Origin of the sequence: Alteromonas sp. 1_MG-2023 (assembly GCF_030547075.1) — a bacterium.
GTDB lineage: Bacteria > Pseudomonadota > Gammaproteobacteria > Enterobacterales > Alteromonadaceae > Alteromonas.
On the sequence record NZ_JAUOQH010000009.1, the window covers coordinates 1 to 15,784 of the forward strand.

A 15,784-nucleotide genomic window follows, 5' to 3' on the forward strand; every position below is an offset into this window, starting at 1 on the left:
AATGAGTGATTTTCTAGGGCGAGGCATGGTTATGAATCAGCAGTAATAGTGAGTTTTCTATATTTGCGTGAAAGGGAAAAGAAATCTACTGAACTTGGGGATGGTTTGTGTGGGTGTTTATGGATAAAGGATTGTGGGTGTCCACGTCTAAAAAGTGGGTGTCTAATGTTTAGGGCATTTACATTAACTGTGGGGGTCCAATTTAGGGGAGAGGGGAGTAGGGAGAAGAAGCCACGCCAATTGGGTAAAAAAAGCCCCAATGGCGGGGCTGTTTTGTTTCTGTTAACTTGACTTAAATCAGTATCGGCTTGAGCTATTTTTGCTCAGGTAGCTTGTCTGGCTCACGGACAATAGGCGCTTCTACCACAGGAGCGTTAGCGGCGGTGCCTGTCAGAATCTCACTTTTACCAGTGAGTAAGTCATCAAGCGTGCCGTTTTCACTATTAACTAAACCTACTTCACGTAGCATGGCATCAACTACTGGTGCGTTAGCGCGATAGCTTAGGGCAGCTTGAGTAACCTGGTCGGCTAAACCTCCGCCTGTGGCAACGGTTTGGCCATTAACAGACTGACTATTACCCTGTCCGTAACCTTGAAGAATTTTAATACCCTCAATATTTTCAAGTGGCTTAACCGCTTGTTCAATCAGTTCAGGCAGAACTTCCATCATAGCTAACGATTTTTGAAGTTCAATTTGCTCATCTTTAAGGGTGTTTTCAGCCTCATATAAGGCTTGCTTACCCGCTGCTTCTACGGCGAGCACTTTCTCGTCGGCCTCAGCTTGCAGCATTTTTGCATCAGCACTGGCTTTTGCTTCCGTTAGAATGGCTTCAGCAGTATTCTCAGCGGCTTCTTTTTTGGCAGCAGCTTCGACGGTTATGTTCACTGCATCTCGCTCAGCTTCTTTCTGCGCGTCGATTACTTCGATTTGCTTCTTACGCTCAGCATCAGCGACTAACTTAGCGGTAATAACCGCCTCTTCTTTTTCTACTTTAGTTTTTTCAGCTTCAGCGGCTTTTGCTCGAGCAGCCGATTCTTCTTCCGACTTATTGGCAACTGCTATTTGTTTTATCTGTTCGGCAACTTCAACTTCTTGCTGCTGACGAATACGCGCTTGTTCAAGAGCTTGGCTTTTTGCAATTTCTTGAGTTTCTATCTCACGAGACTTTTCAATTTCAGCCGCTTCAATAGCACGGTTTTTAGCAATTTCAGCTTCCCGCTCTTCACGCTCTTTCATCTCTCGCTGTTTCGAAATTTCTGCTTTTTGTTCTTGGCGTTTAAATGCAAGGGTTTGCTCCTGCATCAAGCGTGCTTCTTCTTCATCGCGCTTCACTTCAAGGGACTGTTTCTCAGCAGCCAAATTACGTTGTTCAATAAGAATACGGTTTTCTTGCTGAATATCATTAGTTTCTTTACGCTTCTCTTCAATGATTTTGGCAAGACGGGCTCTACCTTCGGCATCAAATGCATTGTTTTCATTGAAAAATTCAAGGTCGGTTTGATCGAATCCCGTTAAGCTTACAGATTCCAACTCCAATCCATTTTTTTCAAGATCGTTGGCTACACTCTGTTGTACTTTTTGCACAAAATCGGCACGTTGCTCATGCATTTCAGTCATGGTCATCTCAGCTGCTACCGCGCGTAGCACGTCGACAAATTTTGACTCCATTAACTTTTTCACTTCTTCTGCTCGCGTAGTACGGGTACCAAGGGTTTGAGCAGCCATAGATATACCTGCTGAATTTGGCGCTACACGAAGATAAAAATCAGCTTTAACATCAACTCGCATGCGATCTTTCGTAATAAGCGCATCTTTCTGCGTTTTCTCTACTTCAATACGCAAGGTATTCATGTTTACGGGAATAATTTCATGTACCACGGGAAGTACAATAGCGCCGCCATCTTTGATGACTTTCTCGCCGCCAAGCCCGGTCCTAACAAACGCCGTTTCTTTTGTGGCGCGAGTGTACAATTTGGCAAATATGAGCCCAACAGTGATAAGGGCTACGACAATAATGCCTGCAATAAAAAGCATTGAGGGCAGATTAGATGTTTGAAGTGTTTCCATACTCATTCTCTTAATTATTATTGATAACGGGTTGCTAACCAGCTGTGGGTGGTTTTCTTAACAAGGATGACTTGTTCACCTTGTTTGAAAAGTTCATCGTCTTCAAAAGGTTCTACAAGCACATAGTGGGGTTGTGAATAATTGTCGGTAAATTTAGCCTCCGCCGGATTTCCTTTTGATGCGGTCCCAATTGTAATATGCGCTACAGCGCCAATAAATTCGTCGCTGTGAATTGCTGAGGTTTGAAACTTAGGAATGATGCTGGCGATAATCAGACTTACTTTTGATGTAATAAGTACACCAATTAACGCGGAAAAGGGGAGTGTTACCCAAACGGGTAAGGTGAAGCTAGCAATGGACTCGGTGGTAAAGTTCGCCGCAAAGCCAAGCAAACCGAAAGTCGTCAAAAATACTACCAACCAAATTAACAGAGGTACTCTATCTAAATTGAGCCAACTCCCTAAGCTGAGGATAGAGCTACTTTCGATATCAATATTCGAATTTGGCATATCGTCCAGCAAGCCTATTAAGCTTATGCCAAAGACAAGCCCAGCAATTTCTATGATGAATAATATGGCTACAGTAGCCAACGCAATGCTAAACCAAAAATTAGCATCACTCAGCAAAACGTCCAACATTTACACCGTCCATGATGATCTTTCTATTAACCTTTTTATATCACACTCTGTTTATATATCCAGTGAAAAAATCATTTTCGAGGGACAGTTTTAAGCAACAAAATAGGTACTTGGGTCGATGGGGAGAAAATTTTTATACGTTCGAAAACGATCACTTACGGATGCTTTCTGGAGTGAAGCCTCGTAGAGGTATGCAGATATAGTTTGGCTTTGTTTGATATTGGGTTGGCAAATTTTGTGGATACCTAGGTTTCGGCCCAGGCGTTAGCTAATTATAGGGAGCCCAAGGCATCTATTTTGACTAGGGTTGCTATTTTTTATCTAGTTTACCAGAGAGCTTAAACATTTCGGGGGAGATCTTATGGGTTAATATTCATAAGTTATTAAAATATAATTATGTTTGGAGTGAGTGTCCTATATTAAGGGGGCTATTAAGAAAGGTGGGCGGCGGCTCGAATTAGGGATATTTAATGTGGGTGGCCCATACAAGGCTGGTGTCCCATACAAGGCTATATCAGGCCCCCCATACCGAACGCTTTATTAATCATCGGACTTTACTGAGTGAATTTGTGATTTTGCAATGCAACGTCTGTACTAGACACACACAAAGTGCTGCCTTGATCATACCAATCTCCTAATACTATTCGGGTGGCTGGTTTACCGTTAGCGGTCAGAGTGTGAATGTTGGGGCGGTGTGTGTGTCCATGAATTAAGCGCTGCACTTTATGTAGTTCCATTACTTTCACCACTTCTGTGGGTGTCACATCCATAATGTCTTGCTTAAGGTGCTTTTGATTTTCTTTACTTTCTGCACGGCCATTGCGTGCAACCCGGCGTCTGTACCATAGAGGCAAGGCCAGCATTAGCCTTGGCCACCACCAACCGCGGGATTTTTTTCTGAATTTTTGATAGGCCACATCGTTGGTGCACAGCTCATCGCCATGGGTGATAAGTGTGGGTGTCCCGTATAAGTCTATTACGGTGGGTTCGTTAATGAGTGTCATGCCTGCCTTGTTCGTCCAGCCTTCGCGTATGGCGAAGTCGCGGTTACCGTGCATGAAATAAATAGGGATGTGCTGGCTTAAGGTTTTAAACGCGTCTGCAATAGCGGTATTAAACGGGGTAACGTCGTCATCACCAATCCATACTTCGAATAAGTCGCCCAGTACGTATAGCGCATCGGCATCTTTTGCATCATTTTCTAAGAACTGCATAAGGCACGATGTTATATCGGGGCGATCTGCGCTTAGGTGTAAATCTGCAATGAAGTAAGTAAAAGGCATAGAAAAGGACAACTTTGAAAGGCGTTTCGAAAAGAAGAGGCCGCTTTAAACTAATACGGCCTTTGCTTAGGATGTAGCGATAGTGAGCGTTTAAAGTTTTAAATGCTCACTTAACAGAACTAAGCTACAACTGCTTTTTCAATAATAACTGGCTCTGCTGGCACATCTTGGTGATAACCGCTCGAACCCGTTTTAACGCTTTTGATTTTCTCAACTACGTCCATACCGTCGGTAACTTTACCGAACGCACAGTAGCCCCAACCATTTACAGATTCGCTAGTGTGGTTAAGGAAGCTGTTGTTACCCACGTTAATGAAGAATTGTGCAGTTGCTGAGTGCGGATCGTTAGTACGTGCCATCGCAATAGTACCAATTTCGTTAGCAACGCCATTGTTTGCTTCATTTTCAATGGTATCTTTAGTGTCTTTCTGATCCATATCTGCAGTGAAACCACCACCTTGAATCATGAAACCGTCAATTACACGGTGAAAAATAGTGTCGTCGTAAAAACCTTCTTTAACGTAAGCTAAAAAGTTTTCTACGGTTTTAGGGGCTTTGTCTTCAAATAATTCTAGGGTGATATCACCAAAGTTTGTTTTGAGAGTAACCATTTCTTCGTGTCCTGCCTTTAAATAAGTAAATACTCGGTAATATTAACGCATAACCAGTCATGCGGGGAAGTAGCGATGCTAAAAAGCAATGCAAAATTTTACCATTTACCGACATACAGTGCTAAACTTTGCGGCCATTTTTATACTTAGGAATTCACTCTATGCTACACCTTTACAATACCCGAACCCGTGACAAGGCGAAATTCGTGCCGCTTCAAGAAGGGAAAGTGGGCTTGTATGTGTGTGGTATTACTGTGTACGACCTAAGCCATATGGGGCACGCTCGCACTTACCTTAGCTTCGATATACTCGTTCGTTACCTTCGTCATTTAGGTTTCGATGTGAAGTACGTTCGTAACATCACCGATATAGACGATAAAATTATTGCTCGTGCGAATGAAAACGGTGAAACCTTCGAAGCGTTAACTAAGCGCACCATTGGCAAAATGCACGAAGACTTTGCGGCTATTAATCTGCTTGAGCCAGATGTAGAGCCTACCGTTAGCGGCCATATGGATGAAATTATCGATATTATTAAGATATTGATGGAGAAAGGTTTTGCGTACCAAGCATCAAGCGGCGATGTGTTATTTGATGTAAGCAAATTCCCAGATTACGGCAAGTTGAGTAAACAAGACTTAGAGCAACTTCAATCAGGTTCGCGAGTTGAAGTGGCATCGGGCAAAGACGATCCATTAGATTTCGTATTATGGAAGCCAGCGAAAGCAGGCGAGCCAGCTTGGCAATCGCCATGGGGCGAAGGCCGCCCTGGCTGGCATATTGAATGTTCTGCCATGAATAAAAAGCACCTAGGTGCACACTTTGATATTCATGGTGGTGGTTCTGACCTTACGTTCCCGCACCATGAAAACGAAGTGGCTCAGTCATGCTGCGCCTATGATACGCCGTATGTGAATACATGGATGCACGCCGGCATGGTGCAAGTAGACGACGAAAAAATGTCTAAGTCACTGGGTAACTTTTTTACCCTTCGTGATGTGCTACAAGAGCATGATGCTGAAACCTTACGTTTCTTCTTAATGTCGGCACATTACCGCAGCCAGTTGAGTTATTCGCAAGATAACATCACCCAGGCGAAAGCGGCATTAGAACGTTTATACACTGCGTTACGAGGTGTGGTAATTGATGAGTCGACCGATCTTAGCTACGGTGGTTATTTAGCGCGCTTTGAAGCTGCTATGGATGATGACTTAAACGTGCCTGAAGCATTCTCGGTATTGTTTGATGTGGCACGTGAAATTAACCGCAATAAAGACAATGCTGAAGAAGCTAGCAAGCTAGCTGCGGTACTTAAAGGCTTAGGCGCTATTCTGGGCATGCTGCAAAGCAATCCAGATACTTACCTAAAAGGCGGCAGTGAGAACGACGATGAAACTGTTGAAATTGAAGCGTTGATAAAACAGCGAAATGATGCCCGTGCAGCTAAAGACTGGGCTGCCGCAGATGCTGCTCGTGACGCGCTTAATGCTAAAAATATAGTATTAGAAGATGGGCCTGCAGGCACGACTTGGCGCAGAGGCTAGGCGAATAAGCTAGGCGCAGAGTTTACGGGCCAGAGATTAGTCGAAAACGCTTTGAGATACTTTAAAGGTCAGCTAGGTAGCTGGCCTTTTTTATACCAAAGCTTCGTTCTAATAAGCTAGGCTTTAGCAAACGTTGGACTGTTATTTTAGAAATTGCAAAAGTACCCAATTATTAGCCATTTGGCACTAGTCTCTAAAAACAAAAAAGGGCTTAGTTGAAACCTTCAACTAAGCCCTTACTATCAAATAACAATCAGCTTAAAAACGCTTTTCTATACCAATTTCAAATCTACGTTGTGCACCATACCAACAGTTGTTGGTGTCGTAGCACGAACCTACGTATTCTTTATCAGTAAGGTTGCTTACGCTTCCCGTTAGTTTCAAATCGTACTGTGGCATGTCGTAAGACAGTACCGCATCAACCAAGGTGTACGACGGTACCGTGTCGGTGTTGTATTTATCTGCTTGAGTTTCGCCTACGTAGCGAACGCCAGCACCTAGCATTAAGCCATCGAGTGAATCATCGAAGAAGTAGTTAGCCCATACAGAAGCACTCTCTTCCGCTACCCATACTGGCGTTTTACCAACCACATCTGGGTCTAGCGAATCTTCGGTCACTTCCATATCTAGGAAAGTTGCGTTTGCTTGTAGTGAAAGCGCGCTAGTAACGCGGGTATTTAGTTCTAACTCGATGCCTTTAGATTCAACTTCGCCATTTTGCGTGTATTGGGCAAAATCGGACGTATTTACCACTACGTTTTGTTTAGTCAGTACGAAGTAAGCGCCCGTAAATGTGGTTGCACCATCACCGCTGATATACTTAGTTCCAATTTCAACTTGGTCAGCCGTAGTCGGTTTAAAGGCTTCTCCAGTAACCGAATCGGTACCTGAAACAGGTTCGAAAGACTCTGAGTAATTCGCATACATACGCCAGCCTGAATCGAATGTGTACATAGCGGCCACACGGCCTGAAAACTCATTCTGGTCAATTTCTGTGGTGCTACCATACTCAAATCCAGCATATACATTTTCAGCTACATCGGTACTTTCAAATTGATCGTAGCGACCATTTAATAAGAAGGTGAAATTATCGATGCGAATTTCGTCTTGAAGATAGAAACCGATTTGCTCTATATCGATAACATGGTCTTCTTGATAAAAATCCAGTGGAAGCGAATCGACATCGAAAAGGTCGTTATCAACATTGCTTAAATCAAGTACCGGCGTGTCTGTCGTTAATGTGTCGCGATACGCTACCGTTGAATCAGAATTTTGATAATCTATACCAAACAATAGGTTATGCGCTATATCACCGGTTTGCACAAAACCAGCCACTTGCGTATCGACAGTTACGCCGTCAATTTCTTCATCGGTAAGATAAGCAGAGCGGGTTAAATAAATACCATCTGTTGGCTCACCAGAATGATAACTGTTTTGTTGTAGCGCATCGGCATCGGTATAGCGAAACTTCTGTAATACCGACCAATTGTTATTAAATTCGTGGTTTAGCTTATAACCAAGCATAAGCACTTCACGAGAATAACTGTTCCAGTTTTCGTCACCGGCGTAAACGCTAGCGTCTAACTTTCCATAGGGCGCATCGTAAAGCGTACCCACACCAGGTAGTGGCGTAGATGGCACCATTTCAGGGTCGTCCTGATAATAGGCAGATAGGGTAAGCTCCGTTGCCTTGCTAAGATCAACAGTAACTGAAGGCGCAATGGTGTAGCGCTCGTTTTCAGTGGTATCTTGGAAGCCGTCTTGTTTTCTACCTAACGCTACCACGCGATAACGCGCGTTGTCGGTTAGTTGGCCGGTAGTATCTAAGCCGAGTTCGAATAAACTATCAGAACCCACAGCCGCACGAACCAAAGTTTCATCTTCGTCTTTCGGGTATTTGGCGACTTGGTTAACCATACCGCCTGGAGGAACTAGGCCGTAAAGTGAAGATGCAGGGCCTTTTAAAATCTCTAGTGATTCAGTGGCAAAAGAATCTACTTGAGGGTAAAGATTCCAACTGTTATTGCTTAGAAGTGGTAAACCATCGTAAAAAGTTTGATAAGTATCGAACCCTCGGATTGTGAACTGGTCAAAAATGGTGATAGTAGGGCGACTTTCAGTGGTTACCCCAGAACTATAGCGAAGCGCTTCTGATACGGTTTGTGCTTGGCGTAGCTGTAAAAGCTCTTGATCGATAACACTAATGCTAACTGGCGAATCGATTGGGCGCAAAGAAGACTTAGTTGCAGTACTTCTATACGACTGCATAGGGTTAACTTCAATGTGCTCAAGGCTTTCATCGTCTTGTTCTTGTGCAACAGGTGATGTAGCTACTGCTATCGCTAATGCGGTTAAGGAAGGGTAAAACCATCCTTTACGACCGTTCAACATTCTTTATTTCCTCAAAATGTAAGACTAACAACCATTGTTATTAGCCGGAAGTCTATCATATGAGTGTTGAAATAATAATAGTTATCATTAAGTTTTGATGTGAGAGTAATAACTTGGCTGGTGTATCTACAGATTTCTGTTTATTGGGGTTTCCTCAGTTGGCTCTGGCTTTGTTACTGGCATAGTAGCCTCTTTTTGAGCTAGCTCAGATTTCCAGCGCTGCTGTGCAATATGACCTTTTATCAATTCCAAGCATTCATTTACAACCAGTAAAACTTCTTTATCGAGTGCATCAGAGGTAGGCGTATAGTCATTCAAACCTACTGAAATAAACTCATCGATACGCTGGGCATCTATATCAGATAATAAGTTTACCAGTGACATGGTGACAATATCGGTTACCGACTCTTCAAGTGTGTTCTCAATCGTTTTTCCAATAATGGGTAAGTAATTCAAGGTTGATACTTGAGAATTTCCACGCACCGCCTTACCTACGCTTTTACGTACATGCTCGCGTATTACTTCGCCATGTTCATCGTTACTTATCGATTGCCCTAAGTGATTTATAACGCCAGCCATCCACTGCGTAATAACCGGGCGGCGTGGGGCAAGTACTTGCTCGGTAATTTCGTCTACCAGCGGCGAGCCTGCAGCAATGTCTTTTTGGGCATCGCTAAGTACTTTTACGACAATTCTGTCACTGAGTTCTTCTACAAATACATCGTAGTAAAAGGCAAAGAAACGAAATATAGCGGTACGGTTTAAATCGATAATTTGATACTTGTGCAATCGGTGCAAAATTGAAAATATGCGTAAAAAGCGGAACAAGCGTGTAGCACCAAGGGGAATAAGGCCCACTAAATCGTACCAGTGTAGAAAGGGAAAGAAGTACCAGCGCAAGTGCTCTTTACGCATGATGGCTACTATCCATCTAAAACAAAATTCGGTAAGAAAAATACCGATAAAGACTAAATCAACCAACAAGAAGTTGTGATGAATAGGGTCGTAGGCATTGATTAACGCGGGGAAGAAGGCATCAATTTGAGAGTAGATAAAATCGGTAGCATATAGGGCATCGAAAATTAGCCATGCTAGGTTTAAAAATAAAACACCTAGCATGACTAAATCTAAGATTAACCAGGGGGTTTCGTGACTATTACGTAAATTATCCCGGTTAACTCTTAGCATTGCTCTTATCCTGTGCTATCTAGCCTAGTTACGTCTACAAGCAGCTTCAGTTTTTGGCCTGGCTGCAAGTAACGAGAGGTATTGATGTTATTCCATTTACCAATATTGCTAATGCTAACATTGAATTTATTTGCAATACGCGACAGTGAATCACCATTTCTTACCGTATAGGTGACGCGCTTTGTAATAGCATCAGCATTTTTTGAGTTGCTATTGGAATTTTGCCAAACCACTAATTTTTTACCAAGACGAAGCATATCGCCAGGCGCCATGTTATTCCAACTTGCTAACTTTTTCGTGGTTACCCCATATTTACGGGCGATATCCCATAACGTATCACCCGAACGAATGGTATGGGTAATTTTATATGCACCTTGCTTCTTGTTTTGAACACTAGCTAAACGCTGACCCTGCGATAAATCGTAGTTGTCTAAGGCTTTTAAAGCCACAGGTACCATAATGGGTTGGCCAATACGAATCACATTAGAGTCGAGTTCGTTTACCTGCTTAATCACTTTCACTGTGGTGTGATATTTATTCGCAAGCTTGCCTAAACTGTCGCCAGATTTCACTGTGTGGCGTACCCAATTTAAACGGTCGGTGCGATCAATTTTAGCAAGTGCATCACTAAAATCAGCGGCTTTTGTTAACGGCAACACTAATCGGTGGGGGCCTTCGGGTGCTGTGGCCCAGCGGTTAAAGCCTGGATTTAACGCATGTAATTCTTTAAGCGTCATACCTGCAAGGTCGGCAGCAAAGGCCAAATCTACTTGTGAACCAATATCTACCACTTCGATAACTGCTACGTTTTCTACTTCAGGCCATGCAAAAGCGTATTTATCGCGGTGTTTTAAAATATCGGCTAACGCTAATAATTTCGGTACATAGGCGCGAGTTTCACGAGGTAAGTTTAACGACCAAAAATCAGTAGGCTTACCGGCTTTCTTATTCGCGCGGATGGCTTTTGACACACGACCTTCGCCACTGTTGTAGGCTGCTAGGGCATGCAACCAGTCGCCATCAAACATGTTTGATAAATAGGTTAGGTAGTCTAAAGCACCTTTGGTAGACGCTATAACGTCACGACGGCCGTCGTACCACCATGTTTGATCCATACCGAAACGTTTACCCGTGCCCGGAATGAATTGCCACATCCCAGCAGCACGACCATGAGAATAAGCGAACGGATCGAATGCACTTTCAACGATGGGCAATAAAACCAATTCCATTGGCATATCACGCTTTTCTATTTCATCGACAATGTAATAAAGGAAAGGTTTTGCGCGAGTAACGACCCGTTTCATGTACTCTGGATGTTTCAAATACCAGTTTCTTTGCACATCAAGGCGGTGGTCATCAGGTAAATATAAATTAAGCCCGTCACTAACGCGTTGCCACACGTTGGTGATAATGGCTTCGGTTTCTATAGCCGGATCATCAATAAGCTCTTCTGCTTCCGACAGTAAGTTATCTTTCGGGTGCACTACATCAATAACGCCATCACGCGCTATTTCACAGTCTTCTATTGCTTCTTGAGCCTGGTGTAATGTATTGCAAGGTTCAGCTGAAACTTCAACATTTTGAACATTCACCACGTCTTCTTTTATTTGTTCTTCGGTGATTTGACACCCACTTAGCCCTAACGCTAATAGTACGGGTGACAAAACAAACAACTTCAACTGCATGTAGAAGGGACCTCTCGAATATCTGCAAACCGCACATTCTACCTTCAGTGCGTTAGTTTTGCATTAAAACTCATCTTTCCAGCGTCGAACGGCAGCAAACACTGCTACATCGTCGACCGTGTTTTTTTCGCAATAAGCTTCGGCAGCAGTTTGTACAGAAAGTTCATGAGAACGTAAAAAAGGATTAATTTGTTTTTGCTCAGCTAAGTTCGAAGGCAGGGTAGGCATGCCCATTTCCCGCTTTTCATCTACCCAAGAAGAATAGGCTTGAAGGGCCTGGTTTTCTGGTTCTACTTCCAGCGCAAAGCGTACGTTCGATTGGGTGTATTCGTGGGTGCAATAAACCAGCGTGTTGTCGGGTAAGCGTTTAAGTTTGTTTAGGGAGTGCAGCATTTGTTCTGGCGAACCTTCGAACAACCTGCCACAGCCTGCTGAAAATAAAGTATCACCGCAAAATAATACGCCGTGGCCAAAAAACGCAATATGATCGAGTGTGTGTCCTGGTACTTCCATCACCTGAAACGCTAAATCTAATAGAGGTAGTTGTATTGTGTCGCCTTGAGAAACTGATTTAGTGATACCACGAATATGGCCGCCTCTTGGGCCGATAACAGGAAGGCCTGGCTTTGCGGAAACTAACTTGGCAATGCCGCCAGTATGGTCGTGATGATGATGCGTAATTAATACTGCTGCTAACTGTAGGTTTTCACTTTTTAAAAACGTGAGCACTGGCTCTGCATCGCCTGGATCGACAACGATTGCGTGCTCGCTATTGTGAATACACCAGATGTAATTGTCGCTAAATGCTTCGATTGGAAAAATTGAAATGCCGTGAGGAAGAACGTCAGTAGCCATGGTGCACCTGCTTGTGTAGGTATAATTATGCGATACTATAAGAACTTGTTGTACACAGAGCAACCTTAAGGCACGTTTAGCACCTATGAGATCAGCATTTCGCTCCCAAGCCCCCCGTTATCCTGAAGACTGGACCGACTTTCCAGCAGGGGAACAGATTAAGCAAGCTATCACGCAAGTGTGCGACGACTATACCCAACGCATTTTTGGGTATCATTTCGTGAAGCTGGGTAGTTTAAGTGCGCAAATACCGTTAAAGCAAAGCCCTATACGCAACATTATTAGCCAAGTCCCATTTAGTGCAATGCGTGTATCGAGTGATAATTTAAGCGACAGCGCTAGCAGCAGTGCTGAGGGGAGAGAAGGCGCTAAGCATCAGCATGGTAAGTTATCAGATGCCACATTATCGGACAGCCACACATCTACAGGCAAAGACAGTTCAGTAAGCCCTAAAGTAGTAGGACAGTCACATCAACTGCCTTTTTCAGAAAACAGCATAGACGGCTTTTTGTTAGCCAATGAATTGGACTTTGCGCAAGACCCCCACGAAATTTTACGAGAAGTAGACAGAGTTATTACCCAAAGTGGCTACGTGATAATTAGCGGGTTCAACCCGCTGAGCTTAGCCGGCATCGCTAAGTTCTTGCCGGTTAAGCGCGATAACAAGTTGCATGATGCACGCTTCTTTACCTCGTATCGCATAAAAGATTGGTTGCAGTTATTAGGGTTTGAAATTGTAGAACAGCGCCAAATTATGTTTTCTACCTTATTTTTCCAACCCCGCTGGGAGTATTCGAAAAATATTCAGCACTATTTATCTGCTTACTTTCCGTGGTGCAGCGCCATGTACGTTATTTTAGCCAGAAAGCGGGTGATGCCCATGACAGCCATTCGTCCCAAACTACAATTGAAGCGACAATTCTCACCCGTAGGCGCAGCCAGTGCCAGAACCCAGTCCTACAACAAAACCAAAAGCTGAGACACCCGTAGTTTTATCTTAAGCTGAAACTGAAACTTGGACACCCACCTTTTGTTGGCATTATTAAGGTGTTCAAACTGGACAGCCACAAAGAACTCAAAACTAGACACCCATGCTAATGACAGTTGAGTACTGGTAAGAATAGTAGGACACCCACAGCTAATGGGGTTATTTCTAACTGGATAAAACTTGGACACCCACGGCTGACCAAGCTATTTCCGAAATGGGCAGTCACACTTTCACCGTGTTAACGTGAGCCGATAACTAGACACCCACAATTCAGCTGGCCGTTCCAAAAGTGGGTGTCCACTTTTAAACTAGTGGCGTTAAAACATGAATGTCCATTTTTAAACTAGGCAGAGAAACAAGAACCCCCCATCTTTTTTCCAAAAAAAAGCCATGTTGAGATTATCAACACGGCTTTCAAATTTTATAGCGGTTAGCTTGCCTTAAAGCAGCAACCCCATATTATTTAACGCGCATACCAGGCAATGCCCCTTCGTGCGGCTCTAAGATATAAAGCTCATCGCCACCAGGGCCCGCAGCTAATACCATGCCTTCAGACATACCAAAGCGCATTTTACGTGGTGCTAGGTTAGCGACCATCACGGTATGCTTTCCAATTAACGCTTCAGGCGAGTAAGCAGACTTAATACCAGCAAATACTTGCTTCGTTTCGCCGCCTAAATCTAGCTCTAATCGTAAAAGCTTATCGGCTTTTTCAACATGCTCAGCGTTAGCAATACGCGCAATACGTAAATCTACCTTAGCGAAGTCGTCGAAAGAGATTGTTTCGCTAATAGGATCTTTACCTAGCGGGCTGTCTAGGCTAACCGCAGGTTTCGTTGGCTCTAGGTTTTCTTTTGAATCATCAACCATAGCGTCTACTTTCTCCATTTCTACACGTTGCATCATTGGCTTAAACTTGTTGATAGCGTGGCCGGTAAGCACGGTTTCAAGAGACGACCAAGTAAACTCATCGTTCAAGAAGCCTTCTGCTTTTTCTGCCAGTACTGGAAGCACAGGTTTTAAGTAAATGACCAACAGGCGGAACATATTAATACCCAACGAACATACATCGTGAGTGAACTGCTGTTTGGTTTCGTCTTTAATCGTTACCCAAGGGGCGTTGGTATCAATGAACTGGTTGGCCTTATCGGCCAATGTCATGATTTCACGTATCGCTTGGTGGTAGCGACGGCGCTCGAATAAGTCAGCAATGGTATCGGCTGCATTTTGGAACTCGGCAATAAGCTCGGGTTCTAAAACGTTGTCAGACAATTTGCCGTCAAAGCGCTTAGTAATAAAGCTGGCACAACGGCTAGCAATGTTGACTACTTTACCTACTAAATCTGAATTCACTTTTTGTGCGAAATCGGTAAAGTTTAAGTCGATATCCGTTACGCTATCGCCAAGCTTAGACGCAAAGTAATAACGTAAGTATTCTGGGTTCAAATGGTCTAAATAAGTACGACCTTTAATAAAGGTACCGCGAGACTTAGACATTTTCGCACCATTCACAGTAACAAAACCGTGAATATTCACACCAGTAGGCTTACGGTAACCCGCACCTTCTAGCATGGCAGGCCAAAATAGGCAGTGGAAGTAAGTAATATCTTTACCGATGAAGTGGTAAAGCTCGGCTTCTGAATCTGCGCCCCAGAAATCGTCGAATACCAAATTGTTTTGGTCGCAGAAGTTTTTGAAGCTGGCCATGTAACCAACTGGGGCATCTACCCACACATAGAAAAACTTGTTCGGCGCACCAGGAATTTCAAACCCAAAGTAAGGCGCATCGCGGCTGATATCCCACTGCTGCAAGCCTTCGGTAAACCACTCTTGTAGTTTATTGGCCATCTCTTCTTGCAAGGCACCAGAACGGATCCAGCTTTTAAGCATGTCTTCAAACTTAGGTAGGTCGAAAAAGAAATGTTCAGATTCTTTCAATACTGGCGTAGCACCAGATACCACACTGCGAGGGTTTTTAACTTCAGTAGGGCTGTAAGTCGCACCGCACACATCACAGCTATCGCCGTTTTGATCTTCAGCACCACAGCTAGGGCAAGTGCCCTTAACGAAGCGGTCTGGCAAAAACATTTCTTTTTGCGGATCGTATAATTGATTGATAGTGCGCTTGCTAATGTAACCAGCGTTATCTAAACGGGTGTAAATTTCTTCACACAAAGCCTTGTTTTCAGGTGAATGGGTTACATAGTAGTTGTCGTACTCTACGTGAAAATCGAGCAAGTCTTGATGATGCTCTGCACGGGTTCTTGCAACCATTTCTTCTGGCGTAATGCCGAGTTCCTGTGCTTTAAGCATAACAGGTGTACCGTGTGCATCATCGGCACAAACACTGTAACATTCGTTTCCACGCAGACGCTGAAACCGTGTCCAGATATCGGTTTGAATGTGTTCAAGCAAGTGGCCTAAGTGAATAGAGCCATTGGCGTAGGGCAACGCACTGGTTACCAGAATGCGGCGATTTTCAGACATAATAACGTATAGATTCTTCGCGTTTCAAAATGGCTGCAAATACTAG

Annotated in this window: 11 protein-coding genes; 2 read left to right on the forward strand and 9 right to left on the reverse strand. The window is 43.7% G+C overall.

Annotated elements, in window-relative coordinates:
- Window positions 1-313: 313 nt before the first annotated feature.
- The 4 genes from Q4561_RS10900 to Q4561_RS10915 form a co-directional block, all read right to left on the reverse strand.
- On the reverse strand, window positions 314-2,068 hold the full coding sequence (locus Q4561_RS10900) for a flotillin family protein (RefSeq protein WP_303460224.1): 1,755 nt from the start codon (window positions 2,066-2,068) through the stop codon (window positions 314-316).
- Between the two features lie 17 nt (window positions 2,069-2,085).
- On the reverse strand, window positions 2,086-2,706 hold the full coding sequence (locus Q4561_RS10905) for a YqiJ family protein (protein WP_303460226.1): 621 nt from the start codon (window positions 2,704-2,706) through the stop codon (window positions 2,086-2,088).
- Window positions 2,707-3,260: 554 nt separating this feature from the next.
- On the reverse strand, window positions 3,261-3,989 hold the full coding sequence (lpxH, locus tag Q4561_RS10910) for a UDP-2,3-diacylglucosamine diphosphatase (RefSeq protein WP_303460229.1): 729 nt from the start codon (window positions 3,987-3,989) through the stop codon (window positions 3,261-3,263).
- A 119-nt stretch (window positions 3,990-4,108) separates the two neighbouring features.
- Window positions 4,109-4,600, reverse strand: coding sequence for a peptidylprolyl isomerase (locus tag Q4561_RS10915; RefSeq protein WP_057791020.1), 492 nt, complete (start codon window positions 4,598-4,600; stop codon window positions 4,109-4,111).
- Between the two features lie 161 nt (window positions 4,601-4,761).
- Here Q4561_RS10915 and cysS point away from each other — a divergent pair, with 161 nt between their 5' ends.
- Window positions 4,762-6,144, forward strand: a complete 1,383-nt coding sequence (gene cysS / locus Q4561_RS10920) for a cysteine--tRNA ligase (protein WP_303460231.1) — start codon at window positions 4,762-4,764, stop codon at window positions 6,142-6,144.
- A gap of 258 nt (window positions 6,145-6,402) precedes the next feature.
- Here cysS and Q4561_RS10925 read toward each other — a convergent pair whose 3' ends face one another.
- The 4 genes from Q4561_RS10925 to gloB form a co-directional block, all read right to left on the reverse strand.
- Entirely contained in the window at window positions 6,403-8,535 is a 2,133-nt protein-coding gene (locus Q4561_RS10925) for a TonB-dependent siderophore receptor (RefSeq protein WP_303460233.1), read from the reverse strand.
- A 126-nt stretch (window positions 8,536-8,661) separates the two neighbouring features.
- The gene (locus Q4561_RS10930; protein ID WP_303460235.1) at window positions 8,662-9,723 is read right to left on the reverse strand and encodes an ion transporter; all 1,062 of its coding nucleotides are present in this window, start codon (window positions 9,721-9,723) and stop codon (window positions 8,662-8,664) included.
- A gap of 5 nt (window positions 9,724-9,728) precedes the next feature.
- A complete protein-coding gene (locus Q4561_RS10935) occupies window positions 9,729-11,408 on the reverse strand; it encodes a LysM peptidoglycan-binding domain-containing protein (RefSeq protein ID WP_303460237.1) in 1,680 nt (559 codons plus the stop codon).
- 63 nt (window positions 11,409-11,471) lie between these two features.
- On the reverse strand, window positions 11,472-12,263 hold the full coding sequence (gene gloB, locus Q4561_RS10940) for a hydroxyacylglutathione hydrolase (RefSeq protein ID WP_303460238.1): 792 nt from the start codon (window positions 12,261-12,263) through the stop codon (window positions 11,472-11,474).
- An 85-nt stretch (window positions 12,264-12,348) separates the two neighbouring features.
- Between gloB and Q4561_RS10945 the strand changes: the two genes are divergently transcribed.
- On the forward strand, window positions 12,349-13,242 hold the full coding sequence (locus tag Q4561_RS10945; protein ID WP_303460240.1) for a class I SAM-dependent methyltransferase: 894 nt from the start codon (window positions 12,349-12,351) through the stop codon (window positions 13,240-13,242).
- Window positions 13,243-13,710: 468 nt separating this feature from the next.
- Here Q4561_RS10945 and metG read toward each other — a convergent pair whose 3' ends face one another.
- The gene (metG, locus tag Q4561_RS10950) at window positions 13,711-15,738 is read right to left on the reverse strand and encodes a methionine--tRNA ligase (protein ID WP_303460243.1); all 2,028 of its coding nucleotides are present in this window, start codon (window positions 15,736-15,738) and stop codon (window positions 13,711-13,713) included.
- Window positions 15,739-15,784 lie beyond the last annotated feature (46 nt).